Raw genomic sequence first — 22,340 nt, forward strand, 5'->3', positions numbered from 1 at the left:
CTATTTTAAGCACAGTTGAGAAAGTGAAATCTCCCGTGGAGATAGATTTAAAGACCACTACTTACTCGTTTTGGATGCACATTCAGCTATAATGCCATGATTTTTCATTATAGATACATTCATTGTGAAAATTATCTCACCAGAACTATTGATTTGCATTATATGTGAATGATAGATATTTTCACTGCATTTATTTAATTCAAATGGACTAAATATGGTAACAATGAAGAAAATAGTGATAGCGGCTACCTTACTCTTTTCCCCTGTAGTTTTGCATGCTGAAGAGATAGGTTCTGTTGACACAGTATTCAAACTTTTTGGCCCTGATAACAAAATAGTGATAGATGCCTTTGATGATCCTGATGTTAAAAATGTCACCTGTTATTTGAGCCGAGCCAAAACGGGAGGGATCAAGGGAGGTTTAGGATTGGCAGAAGATACGTCTGATGCAGCCATATCCTGTCAGCAGGTTGGCCCGATTGAATTGGCAGAGAAGATCAAAAAAGCTCCCAAGAAAGGGCAAGTCGTCTTCCAGAAACGTACTTCTTTGGTGTTTAAAAAACTTCAGGTTGTACGCTTCTATGACCCTAATCGTAATTCACTGATTTATTTAACTTACTCTGACAAGGTGATCGATGGTTCTCCTAAAAATGCGATCAGTGCCGTGCCGATTATGCCGTGGAAAGAGTGAATAACCCACTAAATCAATCGGCTGTTAAACGATCACCTATAAAAAAGAAAAGCCCTGATGTCGTAGGACACACGGGCTTTTTGACAGATACAAAGCTATACCTATAACAACACCTAAACGATATCGATTAGTCTTCTAAATCACCACAAAAACGGTAACCTTCACCGTGGATAGTCGCAATGATTTCTGGAGTATCTGGTATCGATTCAAAGTGCTTACGAATACGGCGGATAGTAACATCAACGGTACGATCGTGAGGTTTCAGTTCGCGACCCGTCATTTTTTTCAGCAATTCTGCACGGGTCTGGATTTTTCCTGGATTCTCACAAAAATGAAGCATCGCACGGAATTCGCTGCGTGGCAGTTTGTACTGATCTCCCATTGGGCTAACCAAAGAACGACTATTGATATCCAGCTCCCACCCATTGAACTTATAGCTTTCAACCTGACGACGTTCTTCGCCTGAATGACTCAGATTCATTGTCCGCGAAAGCAAATTCCGCGCACGGATGGTTAATTCACGTGGGTTAAATGGCTTGGTTATATAGTCATCAGCACCGATTTCAAGACCAAGAATTTTGTCCACTTCATTGTCACGGCCCGTTAAGAACATCAGCGCGACATTTGCCTGCTCACGTAATTCACGGGCAAGAAGTAACCCATTTTTACCTGGCAGATTGATATCCATAATCACTAAATTGATATCGTTATCTGACAGAATGTTGTGCATTTCTGAACCGTCAGTGGCTTCATAAACGACATACCCTTCAGCTTCAAAAATGCTTTTAAGGGTATTGCGTGTGACAATTTCGTCTTCAACAATCAAAATGTGCGGGGTTTGCATGGTTGCTACCTAAAATCGCTAAAAAACAGAATCTGTATGACATAAGCTGTTATTATTAAAAGAAAATATACCAATATTGTTCTGTATCACAGAAAACCCAGCTTACGCCCAAAATAAACGTTTTGATATGTTTTACGCTAAAAGCCAGCGTCGCTTTTTTTGGAGGGTACATACCCGAAAAAACCCGATTTAAACAAGGCCCTATATTAGTCTATTAACAGCAATATAACAGCTAGTAATGCATTCGCCTTCTAAAAAAACTAACTTTTGTTGATACATATCAAAATCAATTGTAGCACGTTAACATTAATTGTAATTGTTAATTTTAATCTAGACCATTTGTTATTAATTTGAATAAAATATGTTAATGAATATCATGACATACTGAATGCTTGAAGGGACTGACTCGGCACTCAAACGTCCTGACGCGCATGTTTTTATCATAAAGATAAAATAATTACAAAATATGTTTTTTTCGAAATTAAATGCTAGTAAATAACCTGACTAACCAGATAATGATTTATCCCTTTTGTTATATTTTGAATAATTACAATACGGAAAATGACGTTTTTTTCTGCCTTCACCATAAAAAATATTTGACATTGACCACAGTTTAATTTAACCAATAGGGGGTCAGACGAATCCAAAGACAGACAGGAAACTATGCGCCATAACAGCCCGAAAAAAATGGTTACGACAAAAACCACCACTACGATTACCACCGGAACCATAAGTTGCGGTGCGGGCTGACGCATACACATAAAATAATAAGAGCCCGTATCCCACAAGATACGGGCTTTTTTTTGGACAGAAATCAGGAGAGAAATGTTAATGCGAGTACTGAAATTTGGGGGCACCTCAGTTGCAAATTACCAGCGTGTACTGAGCGTTGCAGATATCGCCGAGAATGAGTTACCCCTCGGACAAGTTGCCTTGGTACTCTCTGCGCCGGCAAAGATCACCAACCATCTCGTGGCGATGATTGAAAAAACGGTTGCAGGGCAAGAGATTGTTTCCAATATGAGCGATGCAACCCAAATCTTTGCTGATTTGCTGTCAGGATTGAAAAAACAACAAACGGGGCTTGATTATGAACGCTTGAAAGGCATAGTGGAACGCGAACTTGCCTACCTGAAACAGACCCTGCATGGCATTTCCTTATTGAAACAGTGCCCAGACAGCATTAACGCATCCCTTATCTGTTGTGGCGAAAAACTGTCGATTGCCATCATGGAAGCGGTATTACAGGCTCGTGGTCATAAAGTGACTGTTATTGATCCGATCAAAAACCTCTTGGCACACGGGCATTGTCTCGAATCTACTGTCGATATTCATGAGTCTTCCAAGAGAATTGCTGAACTTAACATTCCTGCTGACCATATTATCCTGATGGCAGGCTTCACCGCAGGCAATGAAAATGGCGAACTGGTAGTACTTGGGCGTAACGGTTCTGACTATTCTGCCGCAGTGCTGGCTGCATGCCTGCGGGCAGATTGCTGCGAGATCTGGACTGATGTGGATGGCGTTTACACTTGCGATCCAAGGGCAGTGGCTGATGCACGCCTGCTGAAAAGCATGTCATACCAAGAAGCAATGGAATTATCTTATTTCGGCGCGAAAGTCCTTCATCCCCGCACCATCGCGCCTATCGCCCAATTTCAAATTCCTTGCCTAATTAAAAACACCGCGAACCCCGATGCACCAGGTACTTTTATTGGTAATGGACAAAAAGACGAGAACATACCTATCAAGGGCATCACCAACCTGAATCACATGGCGATGTTCAACGTCTCCGGCCCGGGAATGAAAGGCATGGTAGGGATGGCAGCACGGGTATTTTCTGTCATGTCCCGCAAAGGCATTTCCGTTGTATTAATTACACAGTCTTCGTCAGAATACAGCATCAGTTTCTGTGTACCGCAAAAAGAGCTGGCGAAAGCACAGAAAGCACTGACAGAAGAATTTTATCTGGAATTGAAAGATGGCGTGCTTGATCCCATTGATATGATGGATAACCTTGCCATTATCTCTGTCGTTGGGGATGGCATGCGTACCCAGCGAGGAATTTCTGCCCGCTTTTTCTCCGCATTAACACGCGCTAATATCAACATTATTGCCATTGCACAGGGGTCTTCTGAGCGTTCCATCTCCGCCGTAATTGAAAATGATACGGCAACCACCGCTGTTCGGCTCTGCCACCAGATGCTGTTCAATACCGCGCAAGTCGTTGAAGTCTTCGTTGTCGGTGTGGGAGGCGTAGGCAGTGCTTTAATCGAACAAATTCGCCGCCAGCAAACTTGGCTCAAACAGAAACATATCGATCTGCGCGTCTGTGGTATTGCCAATTCCCGTGCTTTGTTGACGGATATGCAGGGCATCTGTCTGGATAACTGGCAACAGGCGCTTTCAGAAGCCACTGAGCCTTTCAGCCTGAGTCGTCTGATCCGCCTTGAAAAAGAGTACCATCTCCTGAATCCGGTTATTGTGGACTGTACGTCTAATCAGTCGATTGCGGAACAATATGCCAGCTTCCTCGGCGACGGCTTTAACGTTGTCACCCCCAATAAAAAAGCCAATACTTTATCAATGGCTTATTACCGCCAGATCCGTCAGGCAGCAGAAAAATCGAAACGCAAATTCCTGTATGACACGAACGTCGGGGCGGGCTTGCCGGTTATCGAAAACTTACAAAATCTGCTTCATGCCGGTGATGAATTAGTCCAGTTCAGTGGTATCTTGTCGGGTTCACTCTCCTACATCTTCGGTAAGCTGGATGAAGGCATGACACTTTCACAAGCCACTATGCTGGCGAAAGAGCTCGGCTTTACTGAACCCGATCCACGGGACGATCTCTCTGGCATGGATGTTGCCCGCAAACTACTGATTCTGGCGCGTGAGGCAGGTTATGAACTGGAACTGGAAGATATCCATGTTGAGTCGGTATTGCCAGTCTCGTTCAATGCCAGTAGCGATGTCGGTAATTTCTTGCAACGTTTGCCACAGCTGGATCAGGAATTCAGCCAACGTGTTGCGGATGCAGCAGAACAGGGGAAAGTTTTGCGCTATGTTGGCCTCATTGAGGAAGGCCGTTGTACTGTGAAAGTTGTTGCTGTTGATGACAACGATCCACTTTGTAAAGTCAAAAATGGCGAAAACGCGCTGGCTTTCTATACCCGTTATTATCAACCTATCCCGCTGGTGCTGCGTGGTTATGGCGCTGGGAATGATGTGACGGCAGCAGGGGTTTTTGCTGATATATTACGCACTCTGTCATGGAAATTGGGGGTTTAATGGTTGTCAAGGTTTATGCGCCTGCCTCTATCGGGAACGTTGGCGTCGGATTTGATGTGCTTGGTGCAGCGGTTTCTCCCGTTGATGGCTCGTTGCTTGGAGATTGTGTCTCCGTCAGTGAAGCTGAAAGTTTCAGCCTGAATAATAAAGGGCGATTTGTCGGCAAATTACCTGCTGATCCCAAACATAATATTGTCTACCAATGCTGGCAGCTTTTTTGTCAACATCTGGGAAAAGAACTGCCCGTTGCCATAACATTAGAAAAAAATATGCCGATTGGCTCGGGATTAGGTTCCAGCGCCTGTTCAGTGGTCGCTGGTTTGGTCGCATTGAATGAATACGCAGGCCGTCCATTTAACCGCAACCAATTGCTGGACATGATGGGAGAATTAGAAGGACGCCTTTCCGGTGGTGTTCACTATGATAACGTCGCTCCCTGCTATTTGGGGGGATTGCAGTTACTCTTGTCTCAGGAAGCGCCTCTTTGCCAGTCAATCCCTGCGTTTGATGATTGGTTGTGGGTAATGGCTTACCCCGGCATCAAAGTATCGACATCAGAAGCCCGTGCGATTCTGCCAAAACACTATGCCCGTCAGGACATCATTGAGCACGGACGTCATTTTGCTGGTTTCATTCACGCCTGCCATACCCGGCAATCAGAACTGGCTGCAAAATTGATGAAAGATGTTGTTGCGGAGCCTTATCGCACTCAACTCTTACCCGGATTTGCCAACGCCCGTGATGCGGTCAAGAAATTGGGCGCGCTGGCGTGCAGTATTTCCGGTTCAGGCCCAACACTCTTTGCGATTTGTAATGAAATGGCAGTTGCAGAAGAAGTTGCGCAATGGCTGCAACAATATTACGTACAGAATGATGAAGGCTTTGTACACATTTGCCGTCTGGATCTCGCAGGCGCACGACAGGTAGAGTAACCATGAAACTATATAACTTAAAAGACAACAGTGAGCAGGTCAGTTTTTCACAGGCGGTAAAACAGGGATTAGGCAAACAACAGGGGCTCTTCTTTCCGCAGGATTTACCGGAATTCAGTCGTGATGAGATTGACGAATTATTGAAATTGGATTTTGTTTGCCGCAGCCAGCGCATTCTCTCTGCCTTCATTGGCGATGAAATTCCCGCAGAGCCATTAGCCGCCCGCGTGAAAAATGCCTTTGCCTTCCCTGCCCCCATCGCCACTGTCGAAGATGACATCGCTTCACTGGAACTTTACCACGGCCCGACACTGGCCTTTAAAGACTTCGGCGGTCGTTTTATGGCGCAAATCCTGGCGCAGGTCGCCGGAGAAAACCCCGTCACTATTTTAACCGCGACCTCCGGTGATACCGGTGCCGCCGTTGCCCATGCTTTCTATGGTTTACATAATGTACAGGTTGTGATCCTTTATCCCGAAGGCAAGATCAGTCCATTGCAGGAAAAACTCTTTTGCACGCTGGGCAGTAATATCCATACCATCGCTATCAAGGGCGATTTCGATGCTTGTCAGGCACTGGTCAAACAGGCTTTTGATGACGAAGCGTTGAAGCAGGCTTTGCATCTCAATTCAGCCAACTCCATTAATATCAGCCGCCTGCTGGCACAAATCTGTTATTACTTTGAAGCGGTTGCGCAGATCCCGACAGAAAAACGTGAACAGTTGGTGATTTCCGTCCCAAGTGGCAATTTCGGCAATTTAACCGCGGGGCTACTGGCAAAATCACTGGGGTTGCCGGTAAAACGTTTTATCGCGGCAACCAATGTCAATGACACCGTTCCGCGCTATTTAGCCGAAGGTCAGTGGCTGCCACAGCAAACCATTCCAACGCTGTCCAATGCCATGGATGTCAGCCAGCCCAATAACTGGCCGCGCATCGAAGAGCTGTTCAAACGCAAAGGCTGGGCGCTGAGTGAACTGGCAAATGGCGTGGTGAATGACGCAACCACCCAAGACACCCTGCGCGAACTGGCGGCAAAAGGCTATATTGCCGAACCCCATGCTGCCGTCGCTTATCGCGTCTTGCGTGATCAATTACAGGCAGGGGAATATGGCTTATTCTTGGGTACAGCGCATCCCGCCAAATTCAAGGAAAGTGTCGAAGCCACCCTCGGCCAGCCATTACCTTTGCCACCCGCGTTGGCTGAACGCGCAGATCTGGATTTGCTATCTCACTTTATGCCGGCTGATTTCGCAGCCTTGCGTGAATTTCTGATGGAACGCGCGCCGAAATAATCCGGCATTGATCACTCCACTGATTGAAGGTGGGGTGATCCCATGCTGGGCTTTATTGATTTTAGCGACAACTAACTTGAAAAATAGCGGTAATTACAGAGCCATAAAGAAAACAAGAAAAATGATTTCAAAATAGAAATCATTTTTCTGCGGTGTTATAGTCTTCATATTGTTCATATTATGAGACGAATGACCGTGAAAAAATCAGAAAATATACTAACTGATAGTGACTTAAATCAAAGTGTTTCACCTGACCAAAAAGGTGAACTGGGATTCAAACTTGTGCTGGTTCTGGGAATGTTGAGTGCCATCGGAGCACTTTCAACTGACATGTACCTTCCTTTGTTTCCCAGCATGTCACACGCACTAATCACGACTCAGGCTGGTGTTCAATTAAGTCTAACCTCATTTATGGCTGGTCTTGCGATTGGACAATTAATAATTGGTCCTTGGTCGGATGTTATTGGCAGGAGAAACCTTTTATTAGGTGGCATGGTTTTGTTGACTATAGCATCAATTGCTTGTTCATTCTCTTCAAATATTGAAATGCTGATCATTAGCCGCTTTTTTCAAGGTGCTGGTGGTGCATCAGGTATTGTTCTGACGCGAGCCATTGTTTCCGATCTCAGTTTTGGAAATAAATCCGCTTACTATTTCAATCTGATGCTGGCGATACAAGGTGCAGCACCGATAGTTGCTCCATTGATGGGAGGAATGGCTGCTCATTTTCCGTGGCAGGTCATATTTGTCTTTATGGCGGTTATTTCACTGATACTTACCATCTTAACGTTTATTTATGTACCGGAAAGTTTGCCGGGTAAATCAGCGCCTGATGGGAGTAAGGGGAGTGTGGTTAAGCAGTTTTTAAATCTGTTCAAAAACCGAGTTTATATGGGATATACGTTAGTATTTTCTTCCACTTTTGGGGCACTGTTTGCTTACATCTCAGCATCACCTTTTATATACCAATCCATGTTTAAATTTACCCCCGGATTTTTTTCTATCTTGTTTGCAATTAATGCCGGAATTATGCTGCTTAGCAGCATACTAAGTGCCAAGTGGGTTGAACGAATCGGTGCCAAAAAACTCGTCATAATCGGGGTTATAACAACCTTCGTCTTAGTTTGTCTGCTACTGGTTGTAAATTATCTCAGCATCTATAGGTTTGAGTTAACAACAGCAATTTTCATGCTGCTTATGTTTACGATGGCGTTAGTTTTTGGCAATGCAGCTAGTTTGGCATTAACAGCAGTTCCCAATATAAGAGGGGCGGGTTCTGCTGTCCTTGGCGCTCTTCAGTTTGGAGCAGCTTCTTTGACAGCATTTTTAACTGGTCTTGGCGAATCTGTGTCTCTGTTTCCTGTATCTATTGTATTAATCGGATGTGGAATTATCACTCTCTTTTCCCTGATGTTAGTGCGTGTAAGGAGATAAAACAAATGAGAAGTCATGAACAAAATGCGATTGAAATTCGTGGTGCAAGGCAAAATAACCTTAAAGGAATTGATTTACGTATTCCTAAGAATGTCATTACTGTGTTCACTGGTGTTTCTGGTTCAGGTAAAAGTTCTCTTGTATTCGGTACAATTGCAGCGGAATCGCAAAGACAACTCAATGATACTTTTCCTCCTTATATCCGACATCGTTTGCCGTATTATGGTCAGCCAGATGTGGATGAGATAAATAACCTTACCACCGCGATTATTATTAACCAAAAGCGTATCGGTGAAAATGTGCGCTCAACAGTGGGTACAGCATCAGATATTTACACCTTACTGCGCCTCTTATTTTCCCGCATTGGTAAGCCTTTTGTGGGATTCTCCAATATCTTCTCTTTCAACCACCCATCAGGGATGTGTCCCCATTGTGAAGGGCTGGGCATTGCCAGCACAATAGATGTTAAAAAACTGATGAATGAAGACAAATCGCTGAATGATGGTGCAATTGAGTACCCGACATTTGCACCGGGAACCTGGCGGTGGCGTCGGTATGCTCACTCTGGTTTGTTTGATAATAATAAAAAAATTTCTGATTACTCGACAGAAGAACGTCAGCTTTTACTTTACGCGGATAATATCGCGCCGGCGAATCCATCTCCCGACTGGCCTAAATCGGCTCGATTTGAAGGGATCATTCCCAGATTCACACGCAGTTATCTTGTAAAAAACAACAAAGAATACAAAAGCGAAGAATTCAAGGACATTGTTTCAATGAAACAGTGTCCTGTCTGTCATGGACAGAGGCTTAATAAACAGATCCTGTCATGTCTAATTCAAGGCAAAAGTATCGGAGATTGTGTCGATATGCCGATTGTCGAGCTGAATCAGTTCATGACAACACTGGCTGATCCTTCAGTGAGCACACTCATTAATGCGTTAAAAGAACGTCTGCTATCAATGAGTTCTGTCGGTTTGGGGTATCTAAATCTTAATCGTCCAACCACAACATTATCAGGGGGAGAGGCACAACGGTTAAAAATGGTGCGACACTTAGGCAGTAGCCTCACCGGGATGACTTATATCATTGATGAACCCAGCACGGGGTTACATCCGGCCGATATCGCTAAACTTAATACGCTGATCCAACAATTACGTGACAAAGGTAACACTATCTTGATGGTCGAACATGACCCGGATGTCATTAAAATCGCAGATCATGTCATTGATTTAGGCCCTGAGGCAGGTGATAACGGTGGAACAATCACTTACCAAGGCGATTTGAATGGATTACGTACATCAGGGACATTAACAGGCGAATACTTGGCTCATAAAACCCGCCTTAACCGAGACGCCAAAAAGCCGATTGGCTATCTCCCTGTCAAGAACGCAACGCTGCATAATCTTAAAGAAATATCTATCGATATCCCGTTGGGTATAATGCTCGCTGTCAGTGGTGTGGCGGGTTCCGGAAAAAGCTCCATGATGATGGGAGAAGTTGTTCCTTTATGTGCCAATGCTATTGTTATCGACCAGAAACCCATTCATACCTCGAAACGCTCCCATATTGCATCATGGAGCGGGGTTTTTGATCACATCCGGGAGCGCTTTGCATTGGCTAACCACGTGGATAAATCATGGTTTTCTCCAAATGCCAAGGGAAGATGTCCGGAGTGTAAAGGGTTAGGTGTGATTGAAACCGATTTGGCCTTTATGGATTCAATATCCTTGCCTTGCGAAGCCTGTCAGGGGCAAAAATTCAATAAGAAGGCCTTAAATTATAAATACAAAGGAAAAACGATTGTTGATCTCATGAATCTGAGTATTATCCAGGCCTCAAATTTTTTTGCGGGAGACAGTCAAATTCACCCAACGTTAGTGAGCATTCAAGATGTTGGTTTGGGTTATATGCGCCTTGGAGAGTCGCTTACACATTTATCCGGTGGGGAATGCCAAAGACTGAAACTTGCCTCTTACCTTAACAATAAAGGTAATGTGTATATCTTTGATGAACCGACAACCGGACTTCATCCTTCCGATGTGACAGTACTTATTACGTTATTTCATCGCCTTGTCGAGCAGGGAAATTCTGTCATGATTATTGAACACAATATGGAGGTTATTGCAGAGGCAGATTGGGTCATTGATTTAGGTGAAGGCGCGGGAACGGCGGGTGGTCAGATAATGTTTAGCGGTACACCACAGGCGATGTTTGAAAAGGGTAACTCTTTAACCGCTGATTATTTACGTCAGCACTGCCGCTAAATAATAAAATGCCCATTAGTTAAGCGGGACAACCAAGGGTATTATTCAGCATATTACATAGGTTGTCCCAACGAGATTCTACGACATATTATTTTATAATTCTTTACCTGTGTAACCTATAGCATTATCAATCATCCAGTTATAAATAGGAAATGCATCGGTAGTTAAAAAAGATTCGTTATGGAATTGTATTGACGCCACATTATTAGATTTCAATGCAATAATTTCACTCTTATCTAATCGTTCAAGATAAACCAATCGATTGTATTTTGGCGTAAACCAATGTGGTAATTTGTGCATCGCTGCAAAACTATTATAAAATCCGGCATTACAGGTTATATGCTCAATGGCTATTTTATACTGCGTTCCTTGACGTGTTTTTGGCAGCCGTTTGATGGGCAAACCAAATTCAGCACAAATGAGTTGATGCCCAAGACAGGTTCCAATTAGTGGTAAATTCTGTTTCAAACGATTTGTAATCAGTGCGCGTCCCACTGCCATCTTGTCATGATTGACAGCGTTCGGGTCTCCTGGCCCTGGACCAATAAACAGAATATCTGTTTTACCTGAATTCATTAATTGCGGCAAACACGCACCAGACTCAAGCCATGAAACAATCGTCACATCATGCCCGATATAACGTAGCTGATGGGCAATCATCTCCGTAAATGAGTCCTCCATATCAATGAGCGTAATAGAGGGGAGAAAATTGGACGCCAATGCTATTTTTTTAGACTTTCCTAACCAGAAAGAAGAAACTTTATGATTACGCTGCCGTAATATTGCAGTGATATTACTCAACACATGTTCAGATAGTTGGGTATTATTGGTTGAATTAATGTCTTTTTTCTCATCAAAAAAAGAACTCATTAAACCACTTAATTTTGCTTTGGTTTCTTCAGCTTCATTTTCCGGGACCGAATCACGAACAATTGTTGCCCCTGATGTCAGTCGGAAATGCCCATTTTTTGTAATATCAGCTGTTCGGATTAAGATAGCGGAATCCAGATAACGTTGGTTATTCTTAACGCCAATCATGCCAATAACACCACTGTAATACCCACGACCACGATTTTCCCTGCGCTTAATGACCTGAGACGCATTTTCCACCGGGCTTCCAGTCACGGTTGGTGCAAACAAGGACTCTTTCAGGATAGTTTGAATTGTCTGTGATGTTGACCCATGGATAAAATATTCCGTATGTGCAACCCGAGACATCATCTTTAACTGAGGGCCCACTACCGTAATATCACTGTCACATATACGGCTCATCATTTTCAATTCCTCATCAACCACCATGAAGAGTTCATTCTGTTCCTTTTTATTGTTAATGAAGTGGTATAAAGCCTGTTCTATCTCTTTTTCTGGATATTTTAACGTGCCACTTATTGGGTTCATGGCAACATCTTTACCATCCACTTGGATATGTTGCTCCGGGCTGCTGCCGATAAAATAGCGGTCACCAGTATAAACAATCCATGTCCAATAAGAGCCACATTCGTTTATCAGTAATCGATTAAATAGTGAGAGCGCATCCTCCAATGAAAAGTTTTCAATATCACCTTCGATACTTCTGGACATAACGAAATTACTGCCTTCTCCAGCACTAATCTCATCGTTGATCACATGTTCTACCATCTGACTGTAAGTCTTGTCTGTGATATCAAAGCATATATTAGCCGCTTTTATTAGCTTGCTATTCTCAATAAATCCCCATTTACTTATTTGATAACGAACTTGTGTTTCGATGCTCATGATAATGACTGGTTCATTGTCGTTATGGCATGCAAACCCTTTTTCGGCAATTTGATTAAATGGAATGATAATTAATTGAGAAGCACTCAGCTCTTCAGGAGATGTCACACCCATTGTATCGAAACTGTCTGATGTCAATGGAGGAGTTGGTTCCAACGAAATTAGCTCTAGTGCCGAGAGTGAATGGCTGTACTTTATTTTCCCCTCAAGTAATAAAAAAGAGTCTTTGGTATCAGATAATGGGCGATAAATACATGCAAAAGGTTTATTCGCCTTCACTAAACGGCTAAAGAGATTTTTTGCATCATCTGATTGCAGCTCTCCCTGTGGTAATTCTTTCTGCAACATGATTTCCCCTTATAATCTGTCATATCAGTTTTTTTAGCTTTCCCGACGTATCATTTTCTTAGATTTGCAATGACTTGTTCCGTCGATGCCACTACAGCGCATATTTCTGCCGCCATTTTCAATGCCATGTGGTGTTTTTCCTCTGAAAAGTCTGCCATAGCATCTGATACAAAGAAGGTTTCAATATCATGTGAATAAGCATCAATAGCGGTGGACAAACATCCTATATGGGCATACACGCCACAAATGATCAGTTGACTACAGTTCAAATCTCTTAAATGGTTTAGCAGATTAGATTTAAAGAACGCACTATAACGCCACTTAGTCAGCACGATTTCATCTTTAATGGGGGTCAGGAGCGGAATAACTTCCCGATGCTCATCTATTGATTTCATGCCTTCACCCCATATATCTTTTAATAATCCGCGTTGTTCTGGGGTCATACTGCCGGGTTGAGCGGTATAAAACACGGGAATATTAAAATTTCTGGCAATACTCAATAGCATATAGATGTTGCTGATTGCACCATTTATCGGGCTTGTTTCAGTTTCAAAAAAATCCACAAAGTATTTTTGCATATCATGGATCAACAAAGCTGCGCGATGCCGATCTGGGAGCCAATTTGCTGTCGATTTGGGTAAATCAGCATATCTAGGCAATGGGTACGATAATATCTTTTTCATGTTGTATCTCTTGCTTGCTATGTACTAACAGCTACCTAATGCGGCTCCACCATCCACCAACAAAGTCGACAACGTAGTTTGGCTGGATTCTTCACTTAGATAGAAACAAACAGCTGCGGCAATTTCGGCTGATGTGGCAATCTTACGTAATGGGATACCAATACGGAATTGCTCTGGATTACCGTCCAATGTGAGGCTTTTATCGTTTTCATTTTTCCACATACTGCGTAGCATTGGTGTATCTGTTGAGCCAGGAGCGACGACATTGCACCGGATTCCAAATGGCGCCACCTCCAACCCAAGTGCATATGTAAAAGCTTGAGCAGCCGCTTTTGAGGCACAATATGCTGCCATCATTGCCCGGGGTACTCGTGCAGCATTTGAAGCAACAGTCACGATGCTGCCTTTTTTTTGCTCCGTCATATAACTGGCTGCGGCTTTGCTGACGTTGAATACCCCCGTCGCATTCACAGCAAAGATACGGTTCCATGCATCAATATCTGTGTTTTCAACAGAATCATGGTGTAATACACCAGCACCATTCACCAAATAGCCGATGGGTCCAAGTTGATTTCTGATTGCAAGAAATGCGCTAACAACTTGTTGGGGTTCGGCAACGTTCACTGGAAAACTGGTAATAGATTGAGAATATTCATGGCTAAGTCTGGTCACCAGAGATTGCAACGCGTCTGCCTGTTTATCAATAAGTGCTAAGGTTATTCCTTCCATCGCCAATTGTCTGGCGATGGCTTCTCCGATGCCACCACATGCACCGGTAATCACTGCAACATATTTTTTGTCAAATGTCATAATGCCTCCTGATTAATTGTCCATTGTTTAATAAGTTCAATTGTCTGTATTTTATTCAATCGTGGGTCACATACGATGTTTGATAATTCGGATTCTTTAGGATTAAAGCCGCAGCCAAAACACTCAGCGATATCTTCGACAGTTGTTTCTAAATGAATACCTGCACAGCAAGCATAACGTTCAGCTAACTGGGTTTGAAAACGGGTAACTTCATCCACCATCTCTTCAAAAATTCGTCGCTTATTTCCATTTTCTGTTTTTGTTGTATTCCCATGCATGGGATCACACATCCAAAGCACGGGAATACCTGTCTCCAATACAGCATCAATGAGAGGACTAAGTTGATGAATATGCTTGTGGCCAAAACGGGTGATAAATGTCAGTCTTCCGGGAATTTTGTGCGGGTTGAGTTTTTTGCATAGCCCAGTGATTAAATCAGGAGAAACTTGATCGCTGATTTTACATGCTACTGGGTTATCTATATTTGATAACATCTCAACATGGGGACTATTTAAATCAAGGGTACGAATACCGATCCAAGGCCAGTGGGTACTGCCAAGATATTTCCGTCCATCCGGTGTGGTTCTCAACTGAGAATTTTCGTAGTCAAATAGTAGGGCTTCATGACTTGTCCAGACTTGTAAATTCATATCGGTTCTACTTCGAATATAATCATCAATCGTAGACAGAGTTTGTGAAGCCGCGTGATAACTGATTAACATCCGTTTGGGATCATTTATTCTGGCTTCCGGAACAGGTTCCGGGCTATTTACACAATCACCGCGCCATACAGGTAATGTAGTATTCTGGTATTTTTCAATTGCATTAGAACGTGGTTTTGCATATTGGCCCGCAATGCGGCCAACTGTGATCACAGGCTTATTCAGTAAAGTAGAAAAAATGTCTGATAAATTATGTAAAAAATCAATTTTCGGAACAACCGATTGTTGATCACATTCAATAACCCGTTCGGCACAATCACCCATTTGAATTATTACTGCTTTGCCTAACCAAACTTTTTCCAATTGGTTATAAAAATGCGCCAAATCTTTATGGTTAATTAACGGCGGCAATCTCAATAATTCTTTTTTTATGGTGGATAATGTTTCCAAATTGTTCCAAGTTGGTTGCTGCCATGGAGAATTAATAATTTCTAATGTATTCATCTGACTAATACTCCACTTCTAATGAAGGGTGAATTAATAATTTAATCGAGAACATATTCCCTATTAATAAGAAAGGCAACCGAATGAGTATTTTTCAAACAAATCAAAAGTGAAATAAATACTTTCTTAGGCTGTATTTAAATCAAAATGATAAGTTTTTGCATCAATATAGCGTTTCAATCACTTAGATTGAACGATATTTACTCATTCATACGGTTTTCCTGTATTAATAAAAGTGGTGTTCCTACATGAAGCTAGATGAAATTAATCATCCATAATGCACCCACACATTGTCAACTATTAAAATAAAATTACCATTAAAAATAAACATAATAAATTGTTTATTAAGGATTTAAATTTAATAAAAACATAAAAACCAGGAATGTGATTTTCTTTTGGAAATCATTTGACTGACTTTAGGATTACATTGTAGACTTTGTTTCATCTGCATCCTAGTCTATAGAAACAAATCAAAATGAACAAAAATAACTCAACAACATTTATTTAACATATTTTAAAGGTTATTTAATATATTCATTGATTTAATTCACATTAAATATGGGGAGGCTTCCCGCATGATTGAAAAACAAGTTGGACAGTTGCGTACTATACCAAATATTTTGAGTGAAATAGTAAATAAATATTCTAATAAAACAGCGTTAATATTTAACTCAGAAACATTATCATATCGTGAGCTTTGGGAACAATCATCGCAGATAGCATTTGTTTTACAAAAAATGGAGATAAAAAAGGGAGATAAGGTAGCAATTAATATAACTCGCAGCTTTGAATTATATCTGGTGATGATAGCAGTAATTAGACTGGGGGCTGTTATTGTCCCGTTAAGCAATACGTTTAATAATAACAGTCCTAAACAATATATAGCAGATTATATCAAAGCTGTTGAAATCAGTTTACTGATTTCAGATGCTGATTACTCTGAACCGTCTGAATTTAAAAAAAATAGTCTACAATTAATTAATTCACAAATAAATTATCCAGTTATCTCTGTAGAAAACCTTTTTTCTCAAGCCCGCGATTTAGATTACATACCAACAGGATTTGAATATATATCCGAAGCGTTAGTTGCGACAGACCCAGTGATGATATTGTTAACATCCGGCTCAACAGGTAACCCCAAGTGTGTGATTATACGTCATTGTGGATTAACCCGCCTAGCAATCCCCATCAGCCAGTTAGGTAATACAGACAATGACCGCTACTTACAACTTGCAGAGCCGTCATTTGCTGCAAGTGCTAATGAAATTTGGATAAGCCTTCTGACCGGAACCACACTTGTTATTTATCCCAAAAATGTTCCTGATTTATCTGAAATCGATGACATCATTAGTCATCAGCATATTTCTATTCTTTTTTTGTCTGGTGGGCTATTCCGGTTATTTGTCGAAGTTTCTCCTGATACTTTACATAAACCTGATTGTGTCATTGTTTCAGGTGATTTTGTTAATCCCAAACTGTTTTCAATTGCGTCCAAAGCAGGTAAGGGACGTATATTCAATGGAATGGGATGTACGGAAAATTCAGCTCTCACTTCTGTTTATCAAATATTACCAGATGTAATACTCGACGCTGATTCGCCTGTTCCTGTTGGTCACCCATTGCCTCTCGTTAATATGCTCGTGCTGGATGAGAATTTAGAAGTTTGTGCCCCTGATATGCCCGGAGAACTTTGCATCAGCGGCGCAGGGCTTGCTGAAGGGTATTCAGACCCTGAATTAACTAATGAGCGTTTTGTTTGGCTAAATATTAATGGTCATCACGAACGTTATTACCGTACTAGTGACAAAGCTAAAAGAGATAAATCCGACAATATCACACTACTGGGACGGAGTAACGATATGTGTAAAATTCGTGGCTTCAGGGTCGAAATTACCGGAGTGGAACATACACTACGTTCACACCCTCAAATAGACGATGTCATTGTAGCTATAGAGCAAACGAATAATGAGTCTTTGTTGCATGCCTATTATCTGAGTAAATCAGATTCGCTATCCGGCACCAATCTTCGTGAGTTTATGAATTCAAAGCTCTCATCATACATGGTCCCGGAACGGTTTACGCATGTTAATTTTTTACCCATGAATAAAAATGGTAAACGCGATCGAACTCAGATGGCTCAGTTTATTGTTGATGGGATGCACAAACAACAAGATGACAACATAGAATCAAAAATTCTCTTAATATGGGAAGAAATCACTGGTTGTAAGAACCTTGATCCAGCAACTTCGTTTTGGGAACAGGGAGTAAATTCCCTTCATCTCATCAAGTTAGCCTCTCTTGTCAGTAAAACTCTTGGTATTCATGTTTCATCAGCCGATGTGTTTTCAATGGACAGTGTCGAAAAATTAGCAGCTCAGTTTGGAAAAAATGACTTGGAGAGAAGAAATGGGCAATGAATCATTGAACAAAGCAGTAAAGAATATATTGGGTAACAAGACATACATATCCAGTACACAGGGGCAAAAAGGGTTATGGTTACTTGATCAGGTACTGAGCCAACCTGAAAGCTACAACGTACCGTTACTCATCGAAGTAGGGACTCAGCTAGATCACAGTTTAATGGAAAAGGTAGTTACTCAATTTGTTGAAGTTACTCCAGTTTTGCGCACACACTTTACATTCAATCAAGATCAGCTTTACCAAGTCATAGAACAACCCTATCACATTCATATTACGCATAAGACTCTCGCTGAAGTGAATCACCCAGAAGAAGTTATTCAACAAATGGCGTCAAAACAATATGATTTGTCAAAAGAGCCGTTATTCGATATCTGCTTGATAACAGGGGAACCAAACCAGTGTTGGTTAGCGTGTTGTTTTCATCATATTATCGTTGATGCTTCATCAGTGACTATTTTTATAAAGAATATTCTTGAATGCTATGCTCATTTAGTTGAAAACAAAAAATTTCATTATCTGAAAACCAGTGCTGATTATCTGGAATTCACCCAATGGCAAAAAAAGCAATTAGCCAAACCTGAAATTTCCACTATGAAAGACTATTGGAAAGAGGTACTTACACCTTACCCTTCGATGATAGATCTCCCAACGGATTATTCCAGAAAAGAATGCAAAGGAACCAAAGCAGGTTATTGCCACTTGAAACTTAGCCATGAAGATGCATTGAAAGTATCTGAGCACGCTCGAAATCTTGCTATGACCCCTTTCATGTATATGACCATGTGCTGGCAGTTTTTACTGCATCGTTTGTCTGCCCAAAAAGATATCACAATTGGGATCCCCTTTTCATTACGGGATAACAGTGAATTTGAAGAAACTGTGGGATATTTAGTCAATACTTTGCCATTTAGATCTCATTTAGATTCAGATAGTACAGTGAATCAGTTTGCAATATCAGTTCGTAACCACTTTATTAAGGCTCATTCTAATAAACAATTACCATTCACTGAAATTGTCGCAGATACAGGTCAGAACGTTGGCCTAGATAACCCTATTTTTCAAACATTACTTGTAAATCTTGCTAGTATCAATGATGCATTTCAGGATTTTCCTTACTCAATAAAGATCACTGAGCAGTATATTCAATCCGCTAAATATGATTTAACCCTATTTGTCGAAATAGGGACATCTCACCATTTAATTATGGAGTTTAATGCCGAACTCTTTAGAGACAGCACCATTCAATATTGGCTGGAACTATATAAACAAACAGCTTTATGTATGGGGGATTGGGGTGAAAAAACTTTAGGTGAAGTTGAAATACTCACTCAAGATGAACAATTATCCATTGTAAATAGTTCAAGCACCCCATTTACTGACATGAACAATCAATATTTTATTAATGAGATAGAGGAATATGCCAAAACTCATCCGAACAATATTGCATTAATAACACGTCACGGTCACTGGACTTATGGGTGGTTAGATAATCGTGCCAACCAGCTTGCTGAATTCATGTCTACACATTACACCGTCAGTGTTGGCTCACGAATCGGTTTATTGCTGAACCGAAATGAAGATTCTATTGCAGCTTTGCTGGCCGTTTTAAAAACGGGAGCATCTTATGTTCCCATTGACCCAAGTTATCCTCAGGAACGTATTGAATATATGCTCCGAGATGCAGCGGTGGATTGTATAGTCACCATCAGTGAATTTGTTACAACATTACCTACGACCATCCACAAAATTGTGTTAGATGAAACGGTATTTACACACGATGTTAGCTGGCAATCAGTACAACGAAAACCAGAAGATGAATTATATGTCATTTACACTTCCGGCTCGACAGGACAACCCAAAGGAGTGCGTTTACTGAATAAGACATTGTCCAATCTTCTTACATGGCAAAAAGGTATCACTATTTGTGGTGAAGGTGATTGTACTCTTCATTATATGTCTTTGTCTTTCGATGTTTCTGTACAGGAAATATTTGGAACTTTATGTACCGGCGGAAAGTTATATATTGCAGATGAAGAAGAACGTAAAGATTTGCATCATTTGCAAAATATCATTGAGTTAAACGGGATCCGCCGAGCATATTTTCCATATGTGGCACTTCAACATTTGGCTCAATTAACATTCACAAATAAAGCCCAACTCCCCATGCTTGATGAGGTCTACTCAACAGGTGAACAGCTGGTTCTCACCTCTGACATTAAACACATGTTTAATGTCAACCGAAGACTAATTAACCTTTATGGCCCTTCAGAGAGTCATGTTTGTTCTGCTTATGTCATGCCGGAAGATATATCTTCATGGGGAGACAGTGCATCAATAGGGTATCCACTACCCGGATTCACAATGCTTGTATTAGATGAACACAAGCGTATGGTTCCAAGTGGTGTAACAGGTGAACTTTGGATTATCAGTGACTTTCTATCCCCTGGTTATCACAACAAAGATCATGAAACTCAAACGCAATTTTTAACTGGAAACTGGCCAGGTGCACTTAGCCAACATGCTTATAAATCTGGCGATCTAATAAAACTAAAATCAAATGACTCATTTACATACCTTGGTCGTCTGGATAATCAGTTAAAAATCCGAGGATTCCGAATTGAACCATCAGAAATAGAAGCAGTTATCAATTCATTGGATGAAGTAAAAGTCTCCGCTGTTATTGGAAAGGAAATATCAGCAGGTAACAGAATGCTAGTGGCTTTCATAATCACAACTGTGCCATTAGAACGTGTTGAGCTACTAACTAGATTACGCAGCTATCTACCGGATTATATGATCCCAAGTGAGTTCGTATTTTTACCTGCTCTTCCAACTACCCCTAGCGGTAAAATTGATCGAAAAGCACTACATCACATTGAAATAACTAAAATGCCGGATGATGTTGAAGAAAACAGCATTGAAGAGATTCTGACTTCAACCGAACAAACAGTAAAATTACTTTGGCAAAAAATTCTTCCGAACCGATCTATTAAACTGGGAGATAATTTCTTCAATATCGGAGGGCATTCACTGTTAGCAACACAGTTAGTGTATTCACTACGCAAACAATTTAATGTCGATTTTCCACTCAAATTACTATTCAGTACTCCTACCCTGCACGACATGGCAACTTCAGTTGATATCTATCTGGATAAAGGCAAAAAATCAGATGATGAAATAAAGAGTACATTTATTAACGATGCTTTCATCCAGCATGATTGGACTTATACGCGACAATTAAATTCATCAAAAAGCAGCGATGTATTACTCACAGGAGCTACCGGTTTTTTAGGCATCTATCTGCTTCGTGCTTTACTGCAACAACTAACCGGTAAAGTAATTTGTTTAGTCAGAGCCACAGATAACAGTACAGGGTTGAACCGTATAATAAAAAATGCTCATCACTATGGCATCAATCATGACATTGATTTTTCACGTGTTGAAATTGTGGCAGGAGATATTGCCAAGGCGAAATTTGATTTATCTGAGGCTGTATATCAGTCATTATCAGAAAGAGTATCTAAAATATATCACGCAGCTGCCCATATTAATTTTGTTCTCCCATACAGTAGTGTTAAGGGAACGAATGTCGATGGCATTGTAGAAATCATTAATTTTTGTTGTCACCTTGAACGTAAGAAACTGGAGTATATTTCTACCATTGCTGTATTTTCCCCGGCCTATCCTAAACAGCCAATAACAGAAAATAACCTCCCAGACTGCCCGGATTCACTATCTATCGGTTATACCCAAAGTAAATGGGTGGCTGAGCAGTACGTACAGCAAGCCAGATATCAAGGTGTCGATATCAATACTTATCGGATAGGGCGTATATCAGGTGACAGTGTTACTGGTGCATGTCAAAAAGATGATTTTTTATGGCGACAAATTAAAAGCTTTATCCAAATGGGAATGGCACCATACCCTGAATTGCTAAGTACTGATCTATTGCCTGTTGATTTTGTCAGTCAGACCATTGTGACATTATCAACCTCTAATAAGGCACATGAGCATCAAAACTTCCATTTATTTCATCCGAAAGGCACTGATTTTACCCCAGCATATCTGGCTATCAAACAAACAGGGCATGACTTAACAACAGCTTCTGAGTCAGAATGGTTAGAAAAACTCGAACAAATGGTTGTCAACAGCCATGATGTAGCCCTAGGTTCATTGATCCACCTTTTTAAAGAAAATGCTTTGAATATTGGTAATAACACCTATAACAACGAAAGCACACATGAGGCCATTAAAGCCTTAGGTCTCGATTTTCCAGATATTAATGTAAAAACTTTCGAAAAATTAATTTGTTATTTTATGGATAAAGAAATCATACAGTCACATACTCCATAAACTTCAAGTTGCAACTGGCAAGATGAAAACAGCTTACTCTCTCCTCATCG

General features: G+C 41.2%; 13 protein-coding genes and 1 other annotated feature. Of the genes, 8 read left to right on the forward strand and 5 right to left on the reverse strand.

Features of this window, described 5'->3' with window-relative positions:
• Positions 1–214: 214 nt before the first annotated feature.
• Positions 215–691 (forward strand): protein CreA, encoded by a 477-nt coding sequence (gene creA / locus H8A87_RS10080; protein WP_198689838.1) that lies wholly within the window; start codon positions 215–217, stop codon positions 689–691.
• Between the two features lie 127 nt (positions 692–818).
• On the opposite strand, the gene arcA is transcribed toward creA, so the two are convergent.
• Positions 819–1,535 carry a two-component system response regulator ArcA gene (gene arcA, locus H8A87_RS10085; protein ID WP_198689839.1) on the reverse strand — a complete coding sequence of 239 codons (717 nt, stop codon included), beginning with the start codon at positions 1,533–1,535 and terminating at the stop codon, positions 819–821.
• Between the two features lie 687 nt (positions 1,536–2,222).
• Positions 2,223–2,341, forward strand: a sequence feature (Thr leader region).
• A gap of 25 nt (positions 2,342–2,366) precedes the next feature.
• Between arcA and thrA the strand changes: the two genes are divergently transcribed.
• The 5 genes from thrA (at position 2,367) to H8A87_RS10110 (ending at position 10,754) form a co-directional block, all read left to right on the forward strand.
• Complete coding sequence (thrA, locus tag H8A87_RS10090) at positions 2,367–4,826, forward strand: bifunctional aspartate kinase/homoserine dehydrogenase I (RefSeq protein WP_198689840.1); 2,460 nt, start codon at positions 2,367–2,369, stop codon at positions 4,824–4,826.
• Positions 4,808–5,758, forward strand: coding sequence for a homoserine kinase (thrB, locus tag H8A87_RS10095; protein ID WP_198689841.1), 951 nt, complete (start codon positions 4,808–4,810; stop codon positions 5,756–5,758). The genes thrA and thrB overlap by 19 nt, the downstream gene beginning before the upstream one ends.
• A gap of 2 nt (positions 5,759–5,760) precedes the next feature.
• The gene (gene thrC, locus H8A87_RS10100; RefSeq protein ID WP_198689842.1) at positions 5,761–7,053 is read left to right on the forward strand and encodes a threonine synthase; all 1,293 of its coding nucleotides are present in this window, start codon (positions 5,761–5,763) and stop codon (positions 7,051–7,053) included.
• Between the two features lie 189 nt (positions 7,054–7,242).
• Positions 7,243–8,487 carry a multidrug effflux MFS transporter gene (locus H8A87_RS10105; protein WP_198689843.1) on the forward strand — a complete coding sequence of 415 codons (1,245 nt, stop codon included), beginning with the start codon at positions 7,243–7,245 and terminating at the stop codon, positions 8,485–8,487.
• A 5-nt stretch (positions 8,488–8,492) separates the two neighbouring features.
• Positions 8,493–10,754 (forward strand): ATP-binding cassette domain-containing protein, encoded by a 2,262-nt coding sequence (locus tag H8A87_RS10110; RefSeq protein ID WP_198689844.1) that lies wholly within the window; start codon positions 8,493–8,495, stop codon positions 10,752–10,754.
• A 93-nt stretch (positions 10,755–10,847) separates the two neighbouring features.
• On the opposite strand, the gene H8A87_RS10115 is transcribed toward H8A87_RS10110, so the two are convergent.
• From H8A87_RS10115 to H8A87_RS10130, 4 genes are read right to left on the reverse strand one after another with little or no spacing between them, the layout of a single operon-like run.
• Complete coding sequence (locus H8A87_RS10115) at positions 10,848–12,857, reverse strand: chorismate-binding protein (RefSeq protein ID WP_198689845.1); 2,010 nt, start codon at positions 12,855–12,857, stop codon at positions 10,848–10,850.
• 50 nt (positions 12,858–12,907) lie between these two features.
• Positions 12,908–13,540: an isochorismatase family protein gene (locus H8A87_RS10120; protein ID WP_198689846.1), complete on the reverse strand. Its 633-nt coding sequence runs from the start codon at positions 13,538–13,540 to the stop codon at positions 12,908–12,910.
• Between the two features lie 24 nt (positions 13,541–13,564).
• Positions 13,565–14,350 (reverse strand): SDR family NAD(P)-dependent oxidoreductase, encoded by a 786-nt coding sequence (locus H8A87_RS10125; protein ID WP_198689847.1) that lies wholly within the window; start codon positions 14,348–14,350, stop codon positions 13,565–13,567.
• On the reverse strand, positions 14,347–15,516 hold the full coding sequence (locus tag H8A87_RS10130; protein ID WP_198689848.1) for a 3-deoxy-7-phosphoheptulonate synthase: 1,170 nt from the start codon (positions 15,514–15,516) through the stop codon (positions 14,347–14,349). The genes H8A87_RS10125 and H8A87_RS10130 overlap by 4 nt, the downstream gene beginning before the upstream one ends.
• Positions 15,517–16,091: 575 nt before the next feature.
• Here H8A87_RS10130 and H8A87_RS10135 point away from each other — a divergent pair.
• Both H8A87_RS10135 and H8A87_RS10140 read left to right on the forward strand, forming a co-directional pair.
• Entirely contained in the window at positions 16,092–17,933 is a 1,842-nt protein-coding gene (locus tag H8A87_RS10135) for a non-ribosomal peptide synthetase (protein ID WP_198689849.1), read from the forward strand.
• Positions 17,905–22,290: a non-ribosomal peptide synthetase family protein gene (locus H8A87_RS10140; protein ID WP_198689915.1), complete on the forward strand. Its 4,386-nt coding sequence runs from the start codon at positions 17,905–17,907 to the stop codon at positions 22,288–22,290. The genes H8A87_RS10135 and H8A87_RS10140 overlap by 29 nt, the downstream gene beginning before the upstream one ends.
• Positions 22,291–22,340: the final 50 nt, after the last annotated feature.

The sequence above is a fragment of the Xenorhabdus lircayensis genome, assembly GCF_016306625.1.
In the GTDB taxonomy this organism is placed as follows: domain Bacteria; phylum Pseudomonadota; class Gammaproteobacteria; order Enterobacterales; family Enterobacteriaceae; genus Xenorhabdus; species Xenorhabdus lircayensis.